The 12,705-nt window shown below is 71.0% G+C and carries 13 protein-coding genes; 5 read left to right on the top strand and 8 right to left on the bottom strand.

Features of this window, described 5'->3' with window-relative positions; translation table 11 throughout:
- Nucleotides 1-87: 87 nt before the first annotated feature.
- The 3 genes from ABTY98_RS09225 (at nucleotide 88) to ABTY98_RS09215 (ending at nucleotide 3,216) form a co-directional block, all read left to right on the top strand.
- On the top strand, nucleotides 88-762 hold the full coding sequence (locus tag ABTY98_RS09225; protein WP_352220254.1) for a hypothetical protein: 675 nt from the start codon (nucleotides 88-90) through the stop codon (nucleotides 760-762).
- A 218-nt stretch (nucleotides 763-980) separates the two neighbouring features.
- Complete coding sequence (locus ABTY98_RS09220) at nucleotides 981-2,159, top strand: 4-hydroxybenzoate 3-monooxygenase (RefSeq protein ID WP_352220253.1); 1,179 nt, start codon at nucleotides 981-983, stop codon at nucleotides 2,157-2,159.
- A 196-nt stretch (nucleotides 2,160-2,355) separates the two neighbouring features.
- On the top strand, nucleotides 2,356-3,216 hold the full coding sequence (locus ABTY98_RS09215; RefSeq protein WP_352220252.1) for a Bax inhibitor-1/YccA family protein: 861 nt from the start codon (nucleotides 2,356-2,358) through the stop codon (nucleotides 3,214-3,216).
- Nucleotides 3,217-3,283: 67 nt separating this feature from the next.
- On the opposite strand, the gene ABTY98_RS09210 is transcribed toward ABTY98_RS09215, so the two are convergent.
- Entirely contained in the window at nucleotides 3,284-3,514 is a 231-nt protein-coding gene (locus tag ABTY98_RS09210) for a DUF4287 domain-containing protein (protein WP_352220251.1), read from the bottom strand.
- A gap of 118 nt (nucleotides 3,515-3,632) precedes the next feature.
- On the opposite strand from ABTY98_RS09210, the gene ABTY98_RS09205 reads away from it, so the two are divergent.
- Complete coding sequence (locus ABTY98_RS09205; protein WP_352220250.1) at nucleotides 3,633-3,944, top strand: hypothetical protein; 312 nt, start codon at nucleotides 3,633-3,635, stop codon at nucleotides 3,942-3,944.
- Nucleotides 3,945-4,108: 164 nt separating this feature from the next.
- On the opposite strand, the gene ABTY98_RS09200 is transcribed toward ABTY98_RS09205, so the two are convergent.
- The 3 genes from ABTY98_RS09200 to ABTY98_RS09190 all read right to left on the bottom strand — a co-directional run bounded on the left by ABTY98_RS09200 (nucleotide 4,109) and on the right by ABTY98_RS09190 (nucleotide 7,805).
- Nucleotides 4,109-4,903, bottom strand: coding sequence for a hypothetical protein (locus ABTY98_RS09200; RefSeq protein WP_352220249.1), 795 nt, complete (start codon nucleotides 4,901-4,903; stop codon nucleotides 4,109-4,111).
- Nucleotides 4,904-5,197: 294 nt separating this feature from the next.
- On the bottom strand, nucleotides 5,198-6,418 hold the full coding sequence (locus ABTY98_RS09195) for an acetyl-CoA C-acetyltransferase (protein ID WP_352220248.1): 1,221 nt from the start codon (nucleotides 6,416-6,418) through the stop codon (nucleotides 5,198-5,200).
- A 331-nt stretch (nucleotides 6,419-6,749) separates the two neighbouring features.
- Nucleotides 6,750-7,805: an SGNH/GDSL hydrolase family protein gene (locus ABTY98_RS09190; protein ID WP_352220247.1), complete on the bottom strand. Its 1,056-nt coding sequence runs from the start codon at nucleotides 7,803-7,805 to the stop codon at nucleotides 6,750-6,752.
- 149 nt (nucleotides 7,806-7,954) lie between these two features.
- Here ABTY98_RS09190 and ABTY98_RS09185 point away from each other — a divergent pair, with 149 nt between their 5' ends.
- Nucleotides 7,955-9,346, top strand: coding sequence for a cystathionine beta-synthase (locus tag ABTY98_RS09185; RefSeq protein ID WP_352220246.1), 1,392 nt, complete (start codon nucleotides 7,955-7,957; stop codon nucleotides 9,344-9,346).
- Between the two features lie 432 nt (nucleotides 9,347-9,778).
- Here ABTY98_RS09185 and ABTY98_RS09180 read toward each other — a convergent pair whose 3' ends face one another.
- The 4 genes from ABTY98_RS09180 to ABTY98_RS09165 form a co-directional block, all read right to left on the bottom strand.
- Nucleotides 9,779-10,189: a hypothetical protein gene (locus ABTY98_RS09180; protein ID WP_352220245.1), complete on the bottom strand. Its 411-nt coding sequence runs from the start codon at nucleotides 10,187-10,189 to the stop codon at nucleotides 9,779-9,781.
- A 72-nt stretch (nucleotides 10,190-10,261) separates the two neighbouring features.
- A complete protein-coding gene (locus tag ABTY98_RS09175) occupies nucleotides 10,262-10,957 on the bottom strand; it encodes a carbonic anhydrase (RefSeq protein WP_352220244.1) in 696 nt (231 codons plus the stop codon).
- A 147-nt stretch (nucleotides 10,958-11,104) separates the two neighbouring features.
- Complete coding sequence (locus tag ABTY98_RS09170) at nucleotides 11,105-12,034, bottom strand: ABC transporter substrate-binding protein (protein ID WP_352220243.1); 930 nt, start codon at nucleotides 12,032-12,034, stop codon at nucleotides 11,105-11,107.
- A gap of 8 nt (nucleotides 12,035-12,042) precedes the next feature.
- Nucleotides 12,043-12,705, bottom strand: coding sequence for an ABC transporter permease (locus ABTY98_RS09165; protein WP_352220242.1), 663 nt, complete (start codon nucleotides 12,703-12,705; stop codon nucleotides 12,043-12,045).

The following is a 12,705-nucleotide window of genomic DNA, read 5'->3' as shown; positions in this document are numbered from 1 at the left end:
TATGCCGCACTGGCACCACCGCGCACGCCGTGCGCCGCACGGCCACCTGAACACCTACCGCAGAAGCACAGGAGCACTGGAGCATCCATGAGCAGTCACCGAAAACCACGCGCCACCTCAGGTCCGCTCACCCGGCGGGCCGTCCGGATCGGCCTGTTCGCCGCCGGGGTCGCCGGCGCGGCCACCGCGGTGCCCGCACAGGCGGCCACCGCCGCGCCGCACGCCGCGGTCGCCTCCGACCATGTCTTCAGCCACGCCGACCGCGGGCACCACACCCAGGCCAGGGACTCGTTCACGGTCCGCCAGTTCGGCATGGTGAACGCCGCCGCCGTACGCAACCAGGCCAACGCCGTCTCGGCCGGCTGCTCGGCGGACGACCACTGCCGGTCGGTCGCGCTGTCCTTCCAGATCGTCACGGTCGCCGGGGAGCACACGCGGCTGAACGCCGTGAACCTCAGCGACGCCGCCAACAAGGAGTGCACGGGCTGCCAGACCCTGGCCGGCGCCTACCAGTTCGTGGTCTCCACGCCGAACCCGCTGCTCCTCGACGCCACCGCGCGGGGCAGGCTCGCCGACATCCACCACCGGCTCGACGAGCTGACCCGCTCCACGCTGCCCGCCGCCGACCTGCGCACCCAGGCCGACGGGCTCGCCGCCGAGGTCACCACCGTCCTGCACGACGCGGTCGCGAACGCCCCGAAGGGCGACCCGCGGACCGACGTCACCCTGCACCGCCACCTGGACGGCTGGCCGGGCCGCTGACCCCCGCCCCGCCGCTCCGCACACCGGCCGCCCGGCCCACAACCGCCTCCGCGGGCCGGGCGGCCGGCCCGTGCGCGCCGGCGGACCTCGGGCGCGTCCATTGACATGAAGTACGCCCGGACGGAAACTCGGGAGAAATAAGTGAAGGAAATTTCACTACACGAACAACATAGTCTCCGAACCGGGCAACGACGCCCCGTCCACGGAAGGAACGACCGATGCGTACCACCGTCGGCATCATCGGAGCCGGACCCGCCGGGCTCCTCCTCGCCCGGCTGCTGCACAACGCCGGCATCGACTCGGTCGTCCTGGAGAGCCGCGACCGCTCCTACGTCGAACACCGCCAGCGCGCCGGGATCCTGGAGCAGGGCACGGTGGACGTGCTGCGCGCGGCCGGCGCCGGGGAGCGCATGGACCGCGAGGGCCTGCGCCACGACGGCATCGAGCTGCGGTTCGCCAAACAGCGCCACCGCGTCGACTTCCCCGGCCTCACCGGCGGGCGGTCCGTGACGGTCTACGCCCAGACCGAGGTCTGCAAGGACCTCATCGCCCTCCAGCTCAAGGAGGGCGGCCCGCTGCTCTTCGAGGCGGAGGCGCTGGCGGTGGAGGGCGCCGAGAGCGAGCGGCCGCGGGTGCGGTTCCGGCACGAGGGGCGGGAGGACGTGCTGGAGTGCGCGTACGTCGTCGGCTGCGACGGCTTCTGGGGGGTGGCCCGCACCGCGTTCCCCGAGTCCCTCTCCCGGGTCTTCGAGCGTACGTACCCCTACGCCTGGCTGGGCATCCTCGCCGATGTCGCCCCCTCCCACGACGAACTGGTCTACGCCCGCCACGACCGCGGCTTCGCCCTCCTGTCGATGCGCTCCCTGTCCGTCTCCCGCCTCTACCTCCAGGTGCCGGCCGGCACCGACGCCGGGGAGTGGAGCGACGAGGCGATCTGGGACGAGCTGGAGCGGCGCTTGGAGACCGGCGACGACTGGCGCCTGGAGCGCGGGCCGATCACCCAGAAGTCGGTCACGCCCATGCGGTCGTACGTCCACGAGCCCATGCGGCACGGCCGGGTCTTCCTCGCCGGGGACGCCGCCCACATCGTGCCGCCGACCGGCGCCAAGGGGCTGAATCTCGCCGTCGGCGACGTCGTCACCCTCGCCCGCGCCCTCGCCCACGAGAAGGAGACCGGCTCGCCCGAGCTTCTGGAGACCTACTCGGCGACCTGCCTGCGCCGCGTCTGGCAGGCCGAGCGGTTCTCGTACGACATGACGACCCTGCTCCACCGCGGCCCCGAGGACACCCCCTTCGACGCCCGGCTCCAGCTGGCCCGGCTCGGCCGGATCGCCTCCTGCCGGGCGGCCGAGACCGACCTGGCGGAGGCGTACACGGGCTTCCCCCTGGACGCCTGAGGGATCTCTGGCCGGTTCCGGTCGTGTAGCGGCTTGGTCATGGAATGAAGCCCTCCATGGCCGGGAATCAGGGGTCCGCGTAGCGTGTTGGCCAGCACGGCGAGGGAAAGATCCTTCCCAGGTACTAGGGTCAGCCCTTTGCCAATCCATTACTCTTGACGCCAAGGCCCACGCAAGGTGGCCATGGAGGAGTGAAATGAGGAGCAGTAACCCGGTCTTCTCGCGACGGGGGTTCAGCCGCGACAACGGCTACGCGGGCTTCAACACCGCGCCGCAGGCCGGGTACGCACAGGGCAACCCGTACGCGCAGAACCCCTACGCGAACAACCCCTACGCCCAGCAGGACGTCCAGCAGGGCGCCCCGCCGCAGGCCCCGGCCACCACCGGCCGGATGACCATGGACGACGTGGTCCTGCGCTCGGCGATGACGCTGGGCACGGTCGCGGTCGGCGCGGCCCTCGCCTGGGCCCTGCTGCCCATCTCCGCGACCAGCTACGGCCTGGCCTTCGGCTCCGCGATCGTGGCGATGGTCCTGGCGCTGATCCAGAGCTTCAAGCGCACCCCGGTGCCCGCGCTGATCCTGGGATACGCCGCCTTCGAGGGCGTCTTCCTCGGCGTGATCAGCGAGATGTACAACAGCCAGTGGAGCGGCGCCCCGTTCCAGGCGGTGCTCGGCACCTTGGCGGTCACGGCCGCGACCCTGCTGGTCTACAAGGCCGGCTGGATCCGCGTCACCGCCCGCTACGCCCGCGTCGGCATGGCCATCGCCATCGCCTTCGTGCTGGTGATGGCGGTCAACCTGCTGCTGGTCGCGCTCGGCGTCGCCGGCGACGGCGGGCTGCGCAGCTTCGGTCCGCTCGGTGCGATCGTCGGCATCATCGCGATCCTGCTCGGCGCGTTCTTCCTGACCCTCGACTTCAAGCAGATCGAGGACGGCATCGCGTACGGCGCGCCGAAGAACGAGGCCTGGCTGGCCGCGTTCGGCCTCACCCTGACGCTGGTGTGGATCTACGTCGAGATGCTGCGCCTGGTGGCGATCTTCAGCAGTAACGACTAGGTACCGCAAGTGAGCTGAGAGAAGGGCCCCGGGGCACCCCCCGGGGCCCTTCGCCGTCTGTGCGCGCCTAGAGAAGTTTGCGCGCGGCCCTCCTCAGGTCGTACTCGTGGATCAACGCCTTCGCGTGGCCGTAAGCGAGGTTGTGTTCGTGGCGGAGCCAGCTGACCTTCTCCTCGAAACGGAAGAGGGCCGGCCCTTCGGCGACGGTACGCAGCCAGTCGGACACTTCACGACCGGTGCAGTGGGGGATTCGGGCGAGCATGTTGCGATGGGTCTCCTCGGAGAAGACTTGGGACATCGGCGCCTCCGGTGCGCAAAGGGGGTTGTAGCCGGTCCTTCACGTCACCGTGCCTGAGTGTTGGCGTGTTGGCAACAGTCGGGACAGGACAGCCCACGTCAGGCGTTACGCTCACGGCGTGGTTGATACGACGCCTCTTATCCGTGCCGTGGAGCACTTCGCCGACAAGTTGAGGGCGGCGCCGCAGAGTCGGTTGCAGAGGGGGGCGGCCGCGGAGGCGCTGGCGCTGGCCAGGCAGTTGGCCAACTGGGCGCAAGCTGTTGAGGAGCCGGGCGGTGCGGCCCGTGAGATGCCGGACGCGGGGATGTTCGCGGTGGCCGACCAGATCACCGTGGCCGGCAACGACTTGGCGGTGGTGCTGGAGAGCGACGCCGAGGTGGGGGATGCGGTGCGGCTGGTGGAGGAGGCGCAGAAGAGGGCGGGGGTTTGAGGAACGTCGGCGGGGCGGCGCCGTCGTGGCCGTTCGCGCAGTTCCCCGCGCCCCTGAAAAGAAGGGGCGCCGCAGCAGGCGCCCCTCCAGGGGCGCGGGGCTGTATCAACTTGCGGCTCCGCCGCGTGGGCGCGACAACCACCACGTACCCGACGAAGCACCTGTCAAAGAGACGCTATGACCCGGTCCGCCAGGATGTACACGTTCTCTTCCCCGCACGCGAACGTCAGCGTGTACGCGCCCGAGATCCCCGACCCGCCCAGCAGATACGGCGTCTCGCCGGCGCTCAGGGCGGCGGCCAGCCGTTCCGCCGTCTCCCGGTGCCCCGGCGTCATGCACAGCGTCGTGCCGTCGGCGAAGACATAGACGTCCAGCGTGCCCAGCGGACCGGGGCGCACGTCGGAGAGTTCGACCTGGGACTCGGCCAGCTGCTCCAGCGTCGCGACCGTGCGCTCATGGTCGTTCACCATCGGCGACTGCACCGGGACGAAGTCCGGGTGGGACGGGTGGCGACGGCGGGCCGCGGCCAGCTCCGGCGACTCGGTGGAGGCGCCCCCGGCGAAGTCGTCGGCGTCCGTCGCCGGCTCGGCGACCGGCTCCAGGCCCACGAAGTCGCTGTGCCGGGGCAGGAACGGCTCACCGTCCGCCAGGCCCAGCAGCGAAGGCGTGTCGGAGGCGTCACGCGCCTCCTGCGCGGCCCAGAAGGCCCGCGCCTCGGCCAGCTCCCGCTCCCGCTCCTCGGCCAGCGCCTCGGCCACGGCGGACCGTATCTGCTCGGCGTCCGCATGGCTGCGGGCGGCCGGCAGCAGCGCGCGCATCGCGGCGGCCTGGTTCTCGGCAAGCTGGGTGTGCAGCTCGGCGACCTGACGGCGCAGCTTCAGTACGGTGCGCAGGACAGCGACGCCCACGGCGCCCGTGGCGGCCGTGGTGAGCAGCAAGGCGATCGGCATGGCGCTCACTGACGTACTCCCGGTTCAAAGTCGACCCCCGACTTCCTACATCAGCTTGAAGGGTGGACTATCAACCTGTCAGTGCGTAACGTCACGAAACGGGCAGGACCTTGGCCCTTGGGTTTAGCTGGACGTCCGCGCTGACCTGCGGCGATATCCCCTCGGAGGGAGATAGGTCACATCCTGGGGGAGATTGGATCACAAATCGGCCCGGTGTTCGGAGTTTTCTCGAACACCGGGCCGTGGCGTCACGGTGCGTCCCGTGACGGTCACTCAGGGATTGGGCCAGGGTGGTGCGGTGGCTCAGCTCAGGCGCTCGATGACCATCGCCATGCCCTGGCCGCCGCCGACGCACATCGTCTCCAGACCGAACTGCTTGTCGTGGAACTGGAGGGAGTTGATCAGCGTGCCGGTGATGCGGGCGCCGGTCATGCCGAAGGGGTGGCCGACGGCGATGGCGCCGCCGTTCACGTTCAGCTTCTCCAGCGGGATGTTCAGGTCGCGGTAGGAGGGGATCACCTGGGCGGCGAACGCCTCGTTGATCTCGACCAGGTCGATGTCGTCGATGGTCAGACCCGCGCGGCGCAGGGCCTGCTGCGAGGCCTCCACCGGGCCGAGGCCCATGATCTCCGGGGAGAGGCCGGTGACACCGGTCGACACGATCCGGGCGAGCGGGGTGAGGCCCAGCTCGCGGGCCTTGGTGTCGGACATGATGACCACGGCCGCCGCGCCGTCGTTCAGCGGGCAGCAGTTGCCGGCCGTGACCAGGCCGTCGGGGCGGAAGACCGGCTTCAGGCCCGCCACGCCCTCCAGGGTGACGCCGGCGCGAGGGCCGTCGTCCTTGCTGACGACCGTGCCGTCGGGGAGGGTCACCGGGGTGATCTCGCGCTCCCAGAAGCCGTTCTTGATGGCTTCCTCGGCGAGGTTCTGGGAGCGGACGCCGAACTCGTCCATCTCCTGGCGGGTGACGCCCTTCCAGCGGGCCAGGTTCTCGGCGGTCTGGCCCATCGCGATGTACGGGTCGGGGACCAGGCCGTCCTCGCGCGGGTCGTGCCAGGTGGAGCCGGTGGACACGGCGGTGGCGGCGGTACGGGCCTGGGCCTCGGCGAAGACCGGGTTCGTGGTGTCCGGGAGACCGTCCGAGCTGCCCTTGGCGAACCGGGAGACCATCTCGACACCGGCCGAGATGAACACGTCGCCCTCGCCGGCCTTGATGGCGTGCAGCGCCATGCGGCTGGTCTGGAGGGACGAGGAACAGTAACGGGTGATCGTGCAGCCGGGGAGGTGGTCCATGCCCATCTGTACGGCGACGATCCGGCCGAGGTTGTAACCCTGCTCGCCGCCGGGGAGGCCGCAGCCGAGCATCAGGTCGTCGATGTCCTTGGGGTCCAGCTCGGGGACCTTGGCGAGGGCGGCCTGGATGATCGTCGCGGTGAGGTCGTCGGGGCGCAGGTCCTTCAGGGAGCCCTTGACGGCACGGCCGATCGGGGAACGGGCGGTCGAGACGATGACGGCTTCGGGCATCTCACGGCTCCAGTGGCATGCGGGGGTTGGCAGGGGTGCTTGGGAAGTTACCCGTACGTATGTCATCGGTCACCGGTGCCGGAGTGTGACACTGACCGCACTTTCTAAGCGCTTGCTTTCTCATGCCCCCGCCCGCGGCGGAGCGGGGTCCGACGGGAGGGGCATTGATCCTCTCGGGCGCGGAGTGTCGTGAATCCACCGCGGGCGCGTCGTGGCAGGTCGCGCAGTTCCCCGCGCCCCTTTCGGGGCGCTTCGCGTGCCGTGCGTGCTCGGCCACGACCCGCCGCACCGGACAGCTCACGGGCGCCCGGGCGTGTTCGGCCTCGTCCTTTCAGTCGCTTGTCGCCGCCCTCGACCTCGCCTCGTCGGAGACCGCGTCGGACGGGGCGGTGGGCTCGTCGACGGGATGGCGCCGCCGGCGTTTCAGCAGGGCCCATGGTCCGCGCGGGCCGGTCGGCATCGCCGCCGTGACCTCCGTGCCGGCCTCGGCCGCCGCCTCCGCTGCCGCGCGGGCGACCGGGAGGAAGCCCTCGCGACGGGTGACGTCGGGGCGCTCCTCCTCCGCCGGCCACAGGCCGAGGGCCGCGCAGACCGTGGGGAGTATCGCCATCGCCGCGGTGGCGTAGCCCTCGGCGGAGGGGTGGTAGCTGTCGGGGCCGAACAGCTCGCGGGGGTTCGCGGCGAACTCGGGGCCCAGCAGGTCGCCCAGCGACACCGTGCGGCCGCCCTGCTCGACCGTGCCGATCGTCTGGGCGGCCGCCAGCTGGCGGGACGCGCGCCGGGCCAGCCAGCGCAACGGCTGTCGTACCGGCTCGATCGTGCCCAGGTCGGGACAGGTGCCGACGACCACCTCCGCACCGGCCGTGCGGAGCCGCCGTACCGCTGCCGAGAGGTGGCGCACCGAGCGCGTCGGCGGCATGCGGCGCGTGACGTCGTTCGCGCCGATCATGATCACGCAGACGTCGGGGACGGGCGAGGCCGAGCCCAGGACCAGGGCGACCTGGCGGTCCAGGTCGTCGGACTGGGCGCCGGGCAGAGCCACGTTCCTGAGCTCGACCGGGCGTTCGGCCACCGCCGCGAGGCCCGACGCCAGCAGCGCGCCCGGGGTCTGCGCGGCCCGGTGCACGCCCTGCCCCGCCGCCGTGGAGTCGCCGAGCATGGTCAGGCGCAGCGGGGGCTCACCGGTGTCGTACGCGTCGCCGTAGCGACCGTCCGCCGTCGGCACCCGGCCGCCGCTGTTGCCGTTGCCCACCCGGATCCTGGCCATCCGCACCTCGGCCAGCACCAGGCCGACCGCGGCCGCACCGACCAGCCCGATCCCGCCGCCGCCGTACGCTGCCCCGGCCGCGATACGCCGGGCCACGCGCGCCCTCGACATGCTCGTCATACGTCGCCGCCACCTCCTCGTTGCCGTACATCCACTCCTTGCCCGGTACAGCCCGTCCGTCAATCTCAACGGGGAGTGAACCTCCGGAGCGGGCCTTAGGCTGGCCGCACCACTAGAACCACTTCTTTTGAAAGCAACCGGAGACAACGGTGCGATTCCACGACTCGATGATCAGCCTCGTCGGCAACACCCCGCTGCTGAGGCTCAACAGCGTCACCCAGGGCATTCAGGCCACCGTGCTCGCCAAGGTCGAGTACTTCAACCCGGGCGGCTCCGTGAAGGACCGCATCGCGCTGCGGATGATCGAGGCCGCGGAGAAGAGCGGGGAGCTCCGGCCGGGTGGCACCATCGTGGAGCCGACCAGCGGAAACACCGGGGTGGGGCTGGCGATCGTGGCCCAGCAGAAGGGGTACAAGTGCATTTTCGTGTGCCCCGACAAGGTCAGCACGGACAAGATCAACGTGCTGCGGGCGTACGGGGCCGAGGTGGTCGTCTGCCCCACCGCCGTCGATCCCGAGCACCCGGACTCGTACTACAACGTCTCCGACCGGCTCGTCCGGGAGACCCCCGGCGCCTGGAAGCCGGACCAGTACTCCAACCCGAACAACCCCCTTTCGCACTATCACTCGACCGGCCCCGAGCTGTGGGAGCAGACGGAAGGGAAGATCACCCATTTCGTGGCGGGCGTGGGGACCGGCGGCACCATCTCCGGTACCGGCCGCTATCTGAAGGACGTCAGCGACGGCCGCCTCCAGGTGATCGGCGCCGACCCCGAGGGCTCCGTGTACTCCGGCGGTTCCGGGCGGCCGTACCTGGTCGAGGGCGTCGGTGAGGACTTCTGGCCGACCGCCTACGACCGGACGGTCGCCGACGAGATCGTCGCCGTGTCCGACAAGGACTCCTTCCAGATGACCCGGCGGCTGGCCAAGGAGGAGGGCCTCCTCGTCGGCGGCTCCTGCGGGATGGCGGTCGTGGCCGCGCTGCGGGTGGCCGAGCGGCTCGGCCCGGACGACGTCGTCGTCGTACTGCTGCCGGACAGCGGCCGTGGCTACCTCAGCAAGATCTTCAACGACGAGTGGATGGCCGACTACGGCTTCCTGGAGGACGAGGGCACCAGCGCCCGCGTCGCCGACGTGCTCAGCGACAAGGCCGGCGGCTCCATCCCCTCCCTCGTCCATATGCACCCGGAGGAAACCGTCGGGCAGGCCATCGAGGTGCTGCGCGAGTACGGCGTCTCGCAGATGCCCGTCGTCAAGCCGGGCGCCGGGCACCCGGACGTGATGGCCGCCGAGGTCGTCGGCTCGGTCGTCGAGCGGGAGCTGCTCGACGCGCTGTTCAGCAAGCGGGCCTCCCTGGAGGACCCGCTGGAGAAGCACATGTGCGCGCCGCTGCCGCAGGTCGGCTCCGGCGAGCCGGTCGGCGACCTGATGAAGGTGCTGGGCGCGGCGGACGCGGCGATCGTCCTCGTCGAGGGCAAGCCGAAGGGCGTCGTCAGCCGGCAGGACCTGCTGGCCTTTCTCGCCAAGGGCGGCAAGCACTAGCGAACGTCCGGTGAACTGCCCGTGACCTCGGGGAACTTACTGTTTCCCGTCCATGCGACGGACTTCGCGGAAGTGGTACGAGCGTGTCACGTCCACGCAGCACACACTTAACACGGGTCCGGCACATTGGTGGGTGTCGGCAGGGCGGGAGCGGCTCCCCGCCTCGGCCGGCACCGAACGTCCAAGGACCTCCGGAGCGGCTCCCGGACCTCCATGGACGCCCGGACGCGCAAGCCCGGCCCTGACCCGGCTCGCGTCCCTCGCGGGGACCGCCGTCGTCCCGCCCCCCGGTAACGGGGGTGCGGCGGTCCCCGCGCATTACTCTTCCCGGCGCGTCCGCCGGTCTCCGGTGCTCCTTCCCGGCTCGGCGGGCGCGGTCGGTCTGCTGACCTCCGAGCGGTGCGGCCGGTGTGCCGGGTGGGACCGGGCCGGTCAGTCCTCGCCCCGGTCGCGCCGACCGAACAGGCCGGGGTTGAGGCGGACGGCCTGGGCCACGTTGACGCCGACGATGCCGATCCAGGTGGCGATCAGGCCCGTCATGCCGCCGAGCGAGCCGCCGATCGCCGACAGCGGGATCGCCAGCACCAGCGACACGATCCCGAAGCCGAAGCGCTCGCCCCAGGAGTCGCTGCCCTTGGCGCCGCGCGCACCCCGGGCCATCTGCATCTGCTGCTCGGCCAGCGTCCTGCGCAGCCGGCGCTCCACCGCGCCGTCGATACGCTGGTCGATCTTCTCCAGGAAGGAGTCGGCCAGCTCCGACTCGTACTCGGGCCCCAGGTCCCTGCGGGCGTGCAGGGTGGCGTCGAGTTCCTTCTTCAGGTCGGTGTCATGCGCGTCCGTCATGGAGCCCACGGTAGGGAGCCGGGGCGCCCGCCGCACTGGGGTAAGCCCCCGCAATTCTCCGGGGGCCCGCCCTCAGGGCAGCAGCGCCACCAGCCCGCTGTCCAGGTCGAACCGCGCCGCGACCACCGACGCCCGCGCGAACGCGGGGTCCGCCCGGATCGCGTCCCGTACCCATGCCGTGTGCGCCCGCATGGTGTGCTCGGCCCAGTCTCCGGGCAGCGCCCTGGTGCGGCGGGCGGCCGGGGTGATCTCCTCGACGAGGAGCTCCAGGTGGCCGGGGACGGGTGCGCCGGTGCGCAGCCGGCCGAGGGTGGCGGCGACGGCCCCGCAGCGCTCGTGGCCGAGCACCACGACCAGCGGGACGCGCAGCTCCTCCACGCCGTACTGGATCGAACCGAGCACGGCCTCGTCCAGCACCTGCCCGGCCGTCCTTATGCACAGCAGGTCGCCGAGGCCCTGGTCGAAGACCAGCTCGGGGACGACCCGGGAGTCGATACAGCCGAGGACGACGGCGAACGGGTGCTGTCCGCCGGCCAGCAGCCTGCGGTGGCCGACGATGTCGTGCGGGCGGCGCGGCCGGCCGGCCGCGTACCGCCGGTTGCCGGCGAGGAGTTCGTCCAGCGCGGCGGTGGCGGTGGCGGGTGCGGGGGAGAGGGGTCGGCCGGTGTCGGCCGTCGCCGGGGTGGCGGCGACGCCCGGCGCGCCGACGGCGGTGGCTGTGGCGGCGGTTGCGGTGGCGGTCAGAAAGGCCCTGCGGTTCGAGGCCATGACGCTTCCTCAGGGGTCACACGGTTCAGTCGTGGTGCCGTTGGCACTCCATCACCGTATGCATGCGCCCGGTCACTCCTCGTGCCTGTTTGCGGACATTTGGTACTTCCGTCATCAGGTCATCGATCTTGCGATACGCCCTTGTGATCAGGTCAGCCCGTGCTGCTTGGCGTATGCGCCCGCCACGTCCTCCGGGTCCTTCTTGTCGTTGTCCACCTGGCTGTTGAGCTCGGTGAGCTGTTCGGTGGTGAGGAGGTTGCCGAGCCGGGCGAGGGCCTTGCGGACGGTGGAGTCGGCCTTGCGGTCGGCGATCAGCGGGACGATGTGCTGGCTGGGGATCAGGTTCTTCGGGTCGGTCAGCACAACCCAGTCGTTGGCCGCGATGTCGGTGTCGGTGGTGAAGAGGTTCGCCACGTCCACATCGCCCTTCTTCAGCGCGCCCTTGACCAGCGGCCCGTCCGAGTCCAGCGACTTGAACTCCTTGAACTGGACGCCGTAGACGTCCTGCAGCCCGACCGCGCCCACCCGCCGCTTCTTCACCTCGGGCGCGGCGCCGATGACCAGTCTGCCGTTCTGCCTGGCCAGGTCGGCCAGGGAGGTCAGGCCGTACTTCTGGGCGGTCGCCCGGGTGACGACGAAGCAGTCGGAGTCGGCCGCCTGTCCGTACGGCAGCACCTGGAGGCCGCTGGGCAGGGCGATCGCGAGCGCGTTCTGCATGGTGCCCGGATCCGCCGAGGTGTCCTTCGGGGCCAGGTAGTTGAGCAGGGCGCCCTGGTACTCGGGCAGCAGGTCGATGTCGCCGGCCTTGAGCGCGGGGATCACGATCTCCCGGGTGCCGAGGTTCGGGCGTACCTTCACCTTCACGCCGGCGGCCTTGAGGGCTGCCGCGTAGAGGTAGCCGAGCACCTGGTTCTCGGTGAAGTTGGCGGTGCCGATGGTGATCCCGCCCTTGCTGGAGCCGCCGCCGGCGGCCGAACCGCTCTGCTCGTTCAGCGAGGTGATGCCGCCGGAGCAGGCGGAGAGGGCGGGCACGGAGGCCGCCGCGAGGAGGCCGCCGAGGAGAGTGCGTCGGTTCATCGAGGTTCCTAAGCGGTGCGGTGGCGGAAGAGGAAGCGCTGGAGGCTGCTCAGCAGCAGGTCCAGGACGATGGCGACGACCGCGACCAGCACCGCGCCGCCGAGCACCTGGACGAGGTCGCGCTGGGCGAGTCCGTCGAAGACGTAGCGGCCGAGGCCGCCGAAGGAGACGTATGCGGCGATGGTCGCGGTGGCCACGACCTGGATGAGCGCCAGCCGCAGGCCCGTCATGATCAGGGGGAGTGCGAGCGGCAACTCGACCTGGAACAGCACCTGGTGGCCGCGCATGCCCTGGCCGCGGGCTGCGTCGCGGACGTCCGGGTCGACGGCCGTCATCCCGGCGTAGGTGTTGGTGACGATCGCCGGCACGGCGAGGGCGACCAGCGCCACGTAGACCGGCAGCATCGACAGACCGCCGGCCAGGAAGACCAGGACGACCAGGCCGACGGTGGGCAGCGCGCGGCCGAAGGACGCCAGGTTGATGGCGACGAACGCGCCCTTGCCGGTGTGGCCGATCAGCAGACCGAGGGGCAGGCCGATCGCGGCGGCGATCAGGGTCGCGAGGAGCGAGTACTGGAGGTGCTCGGCGAGCCGGTGACCGATGCCGTCCGGGCCGGCCCACTGGGAACCACTGGTCAGCCAGGTGCCGAGGTTCTTGAACAGCTCGTACAT

This window comes from Streptomyces sp. NPDC096040, assembly GCF_040303265.1.
In the GTDB taxonomy this organism is placed as follows: Bacteria; Actinomycetota; Actinomycetes; order Streptomycetales; family Streptomycetaceae; genus Streptomyces.
Note: the sequence above shows the minus strand (reverse complement) of the source record. Positions and strands in the feature narration are given on the sequence as shown.

Bases quoted from the DNA above. Each gene is read 5' to 3' on its own strand.
- ABTY98_RS09190 (WP_352220247.1), bottom strand. From the start codon at position 7,805: ATGACGAGCATGTCGAGGGCGCGCGTGGCCCGGCGTATCGCGGCCGGG.
- ABTY98_RS09180 (WP_352220245.1), bottom strand. From the start codon at position 10,189: ATGACGGACGCGCATGACACCGACCTGAAGAAGGAACTCGACGCCACC.
- ABTY98_RS09220 (WP_352220253.1), top strand. From the start codon at position 981: ATGCGTACCACCGTCGGCATCATCGGAGCCGGACCCGCCGGGCTCCTC.
- ABTY98_RS09225 (WP_352220254.1), top strand. From the start codon at position 88: ATGAGCAGTCACCGAAAACCACGCGCCACCTCAGGTCCGCTCACCCGG.
- ABTY98_RS09195 (WP_352220248.1), bottom strand. From the start codon at position 6,418: ATGCCCGAAGCCGTCATCGTCTCGACCGCCCGTTCCCCGATCGGCCGT.
- ABTY98_RS09175 (WP_352220244.1), bottom strand. From the start codon at position 10,957: ATGGCCTCGAACCGCAGGGCCTTTCTGACCGCCACCGCAACCGCCGCC.
- ABTY98_RS09210 (WP_352220251.1), bottom strand. From the start codon at position 3,514: ATGTCCCAAGTCTTCTCCGAGGAGACCCATCGCAACATGCTCGCCCGA.
- ABTY98_RS09170 (WP_352220243.1), bottom strand. From the start codon at position 12,034: ATGAACCGACGCACTCTCCTCGGCGGCCTCCTCGCGGCGGCCTCCGTG.
- ABTY98_RS09165 (WP_352220242.1), bottom strand. From the start codon at position 12,705: ATGTACGAGCTGTTCAAGAACCTCGGCACCTGGCTGACCAGTGGTTCC.
- ABTY98_RS09215 (WP_352220252.1), top strand. From the start codon at position 2,356: ATGAGGAGCAGTAACCCGGTCTTCTCGCGACGGGGGTTCAGCCGCGAC.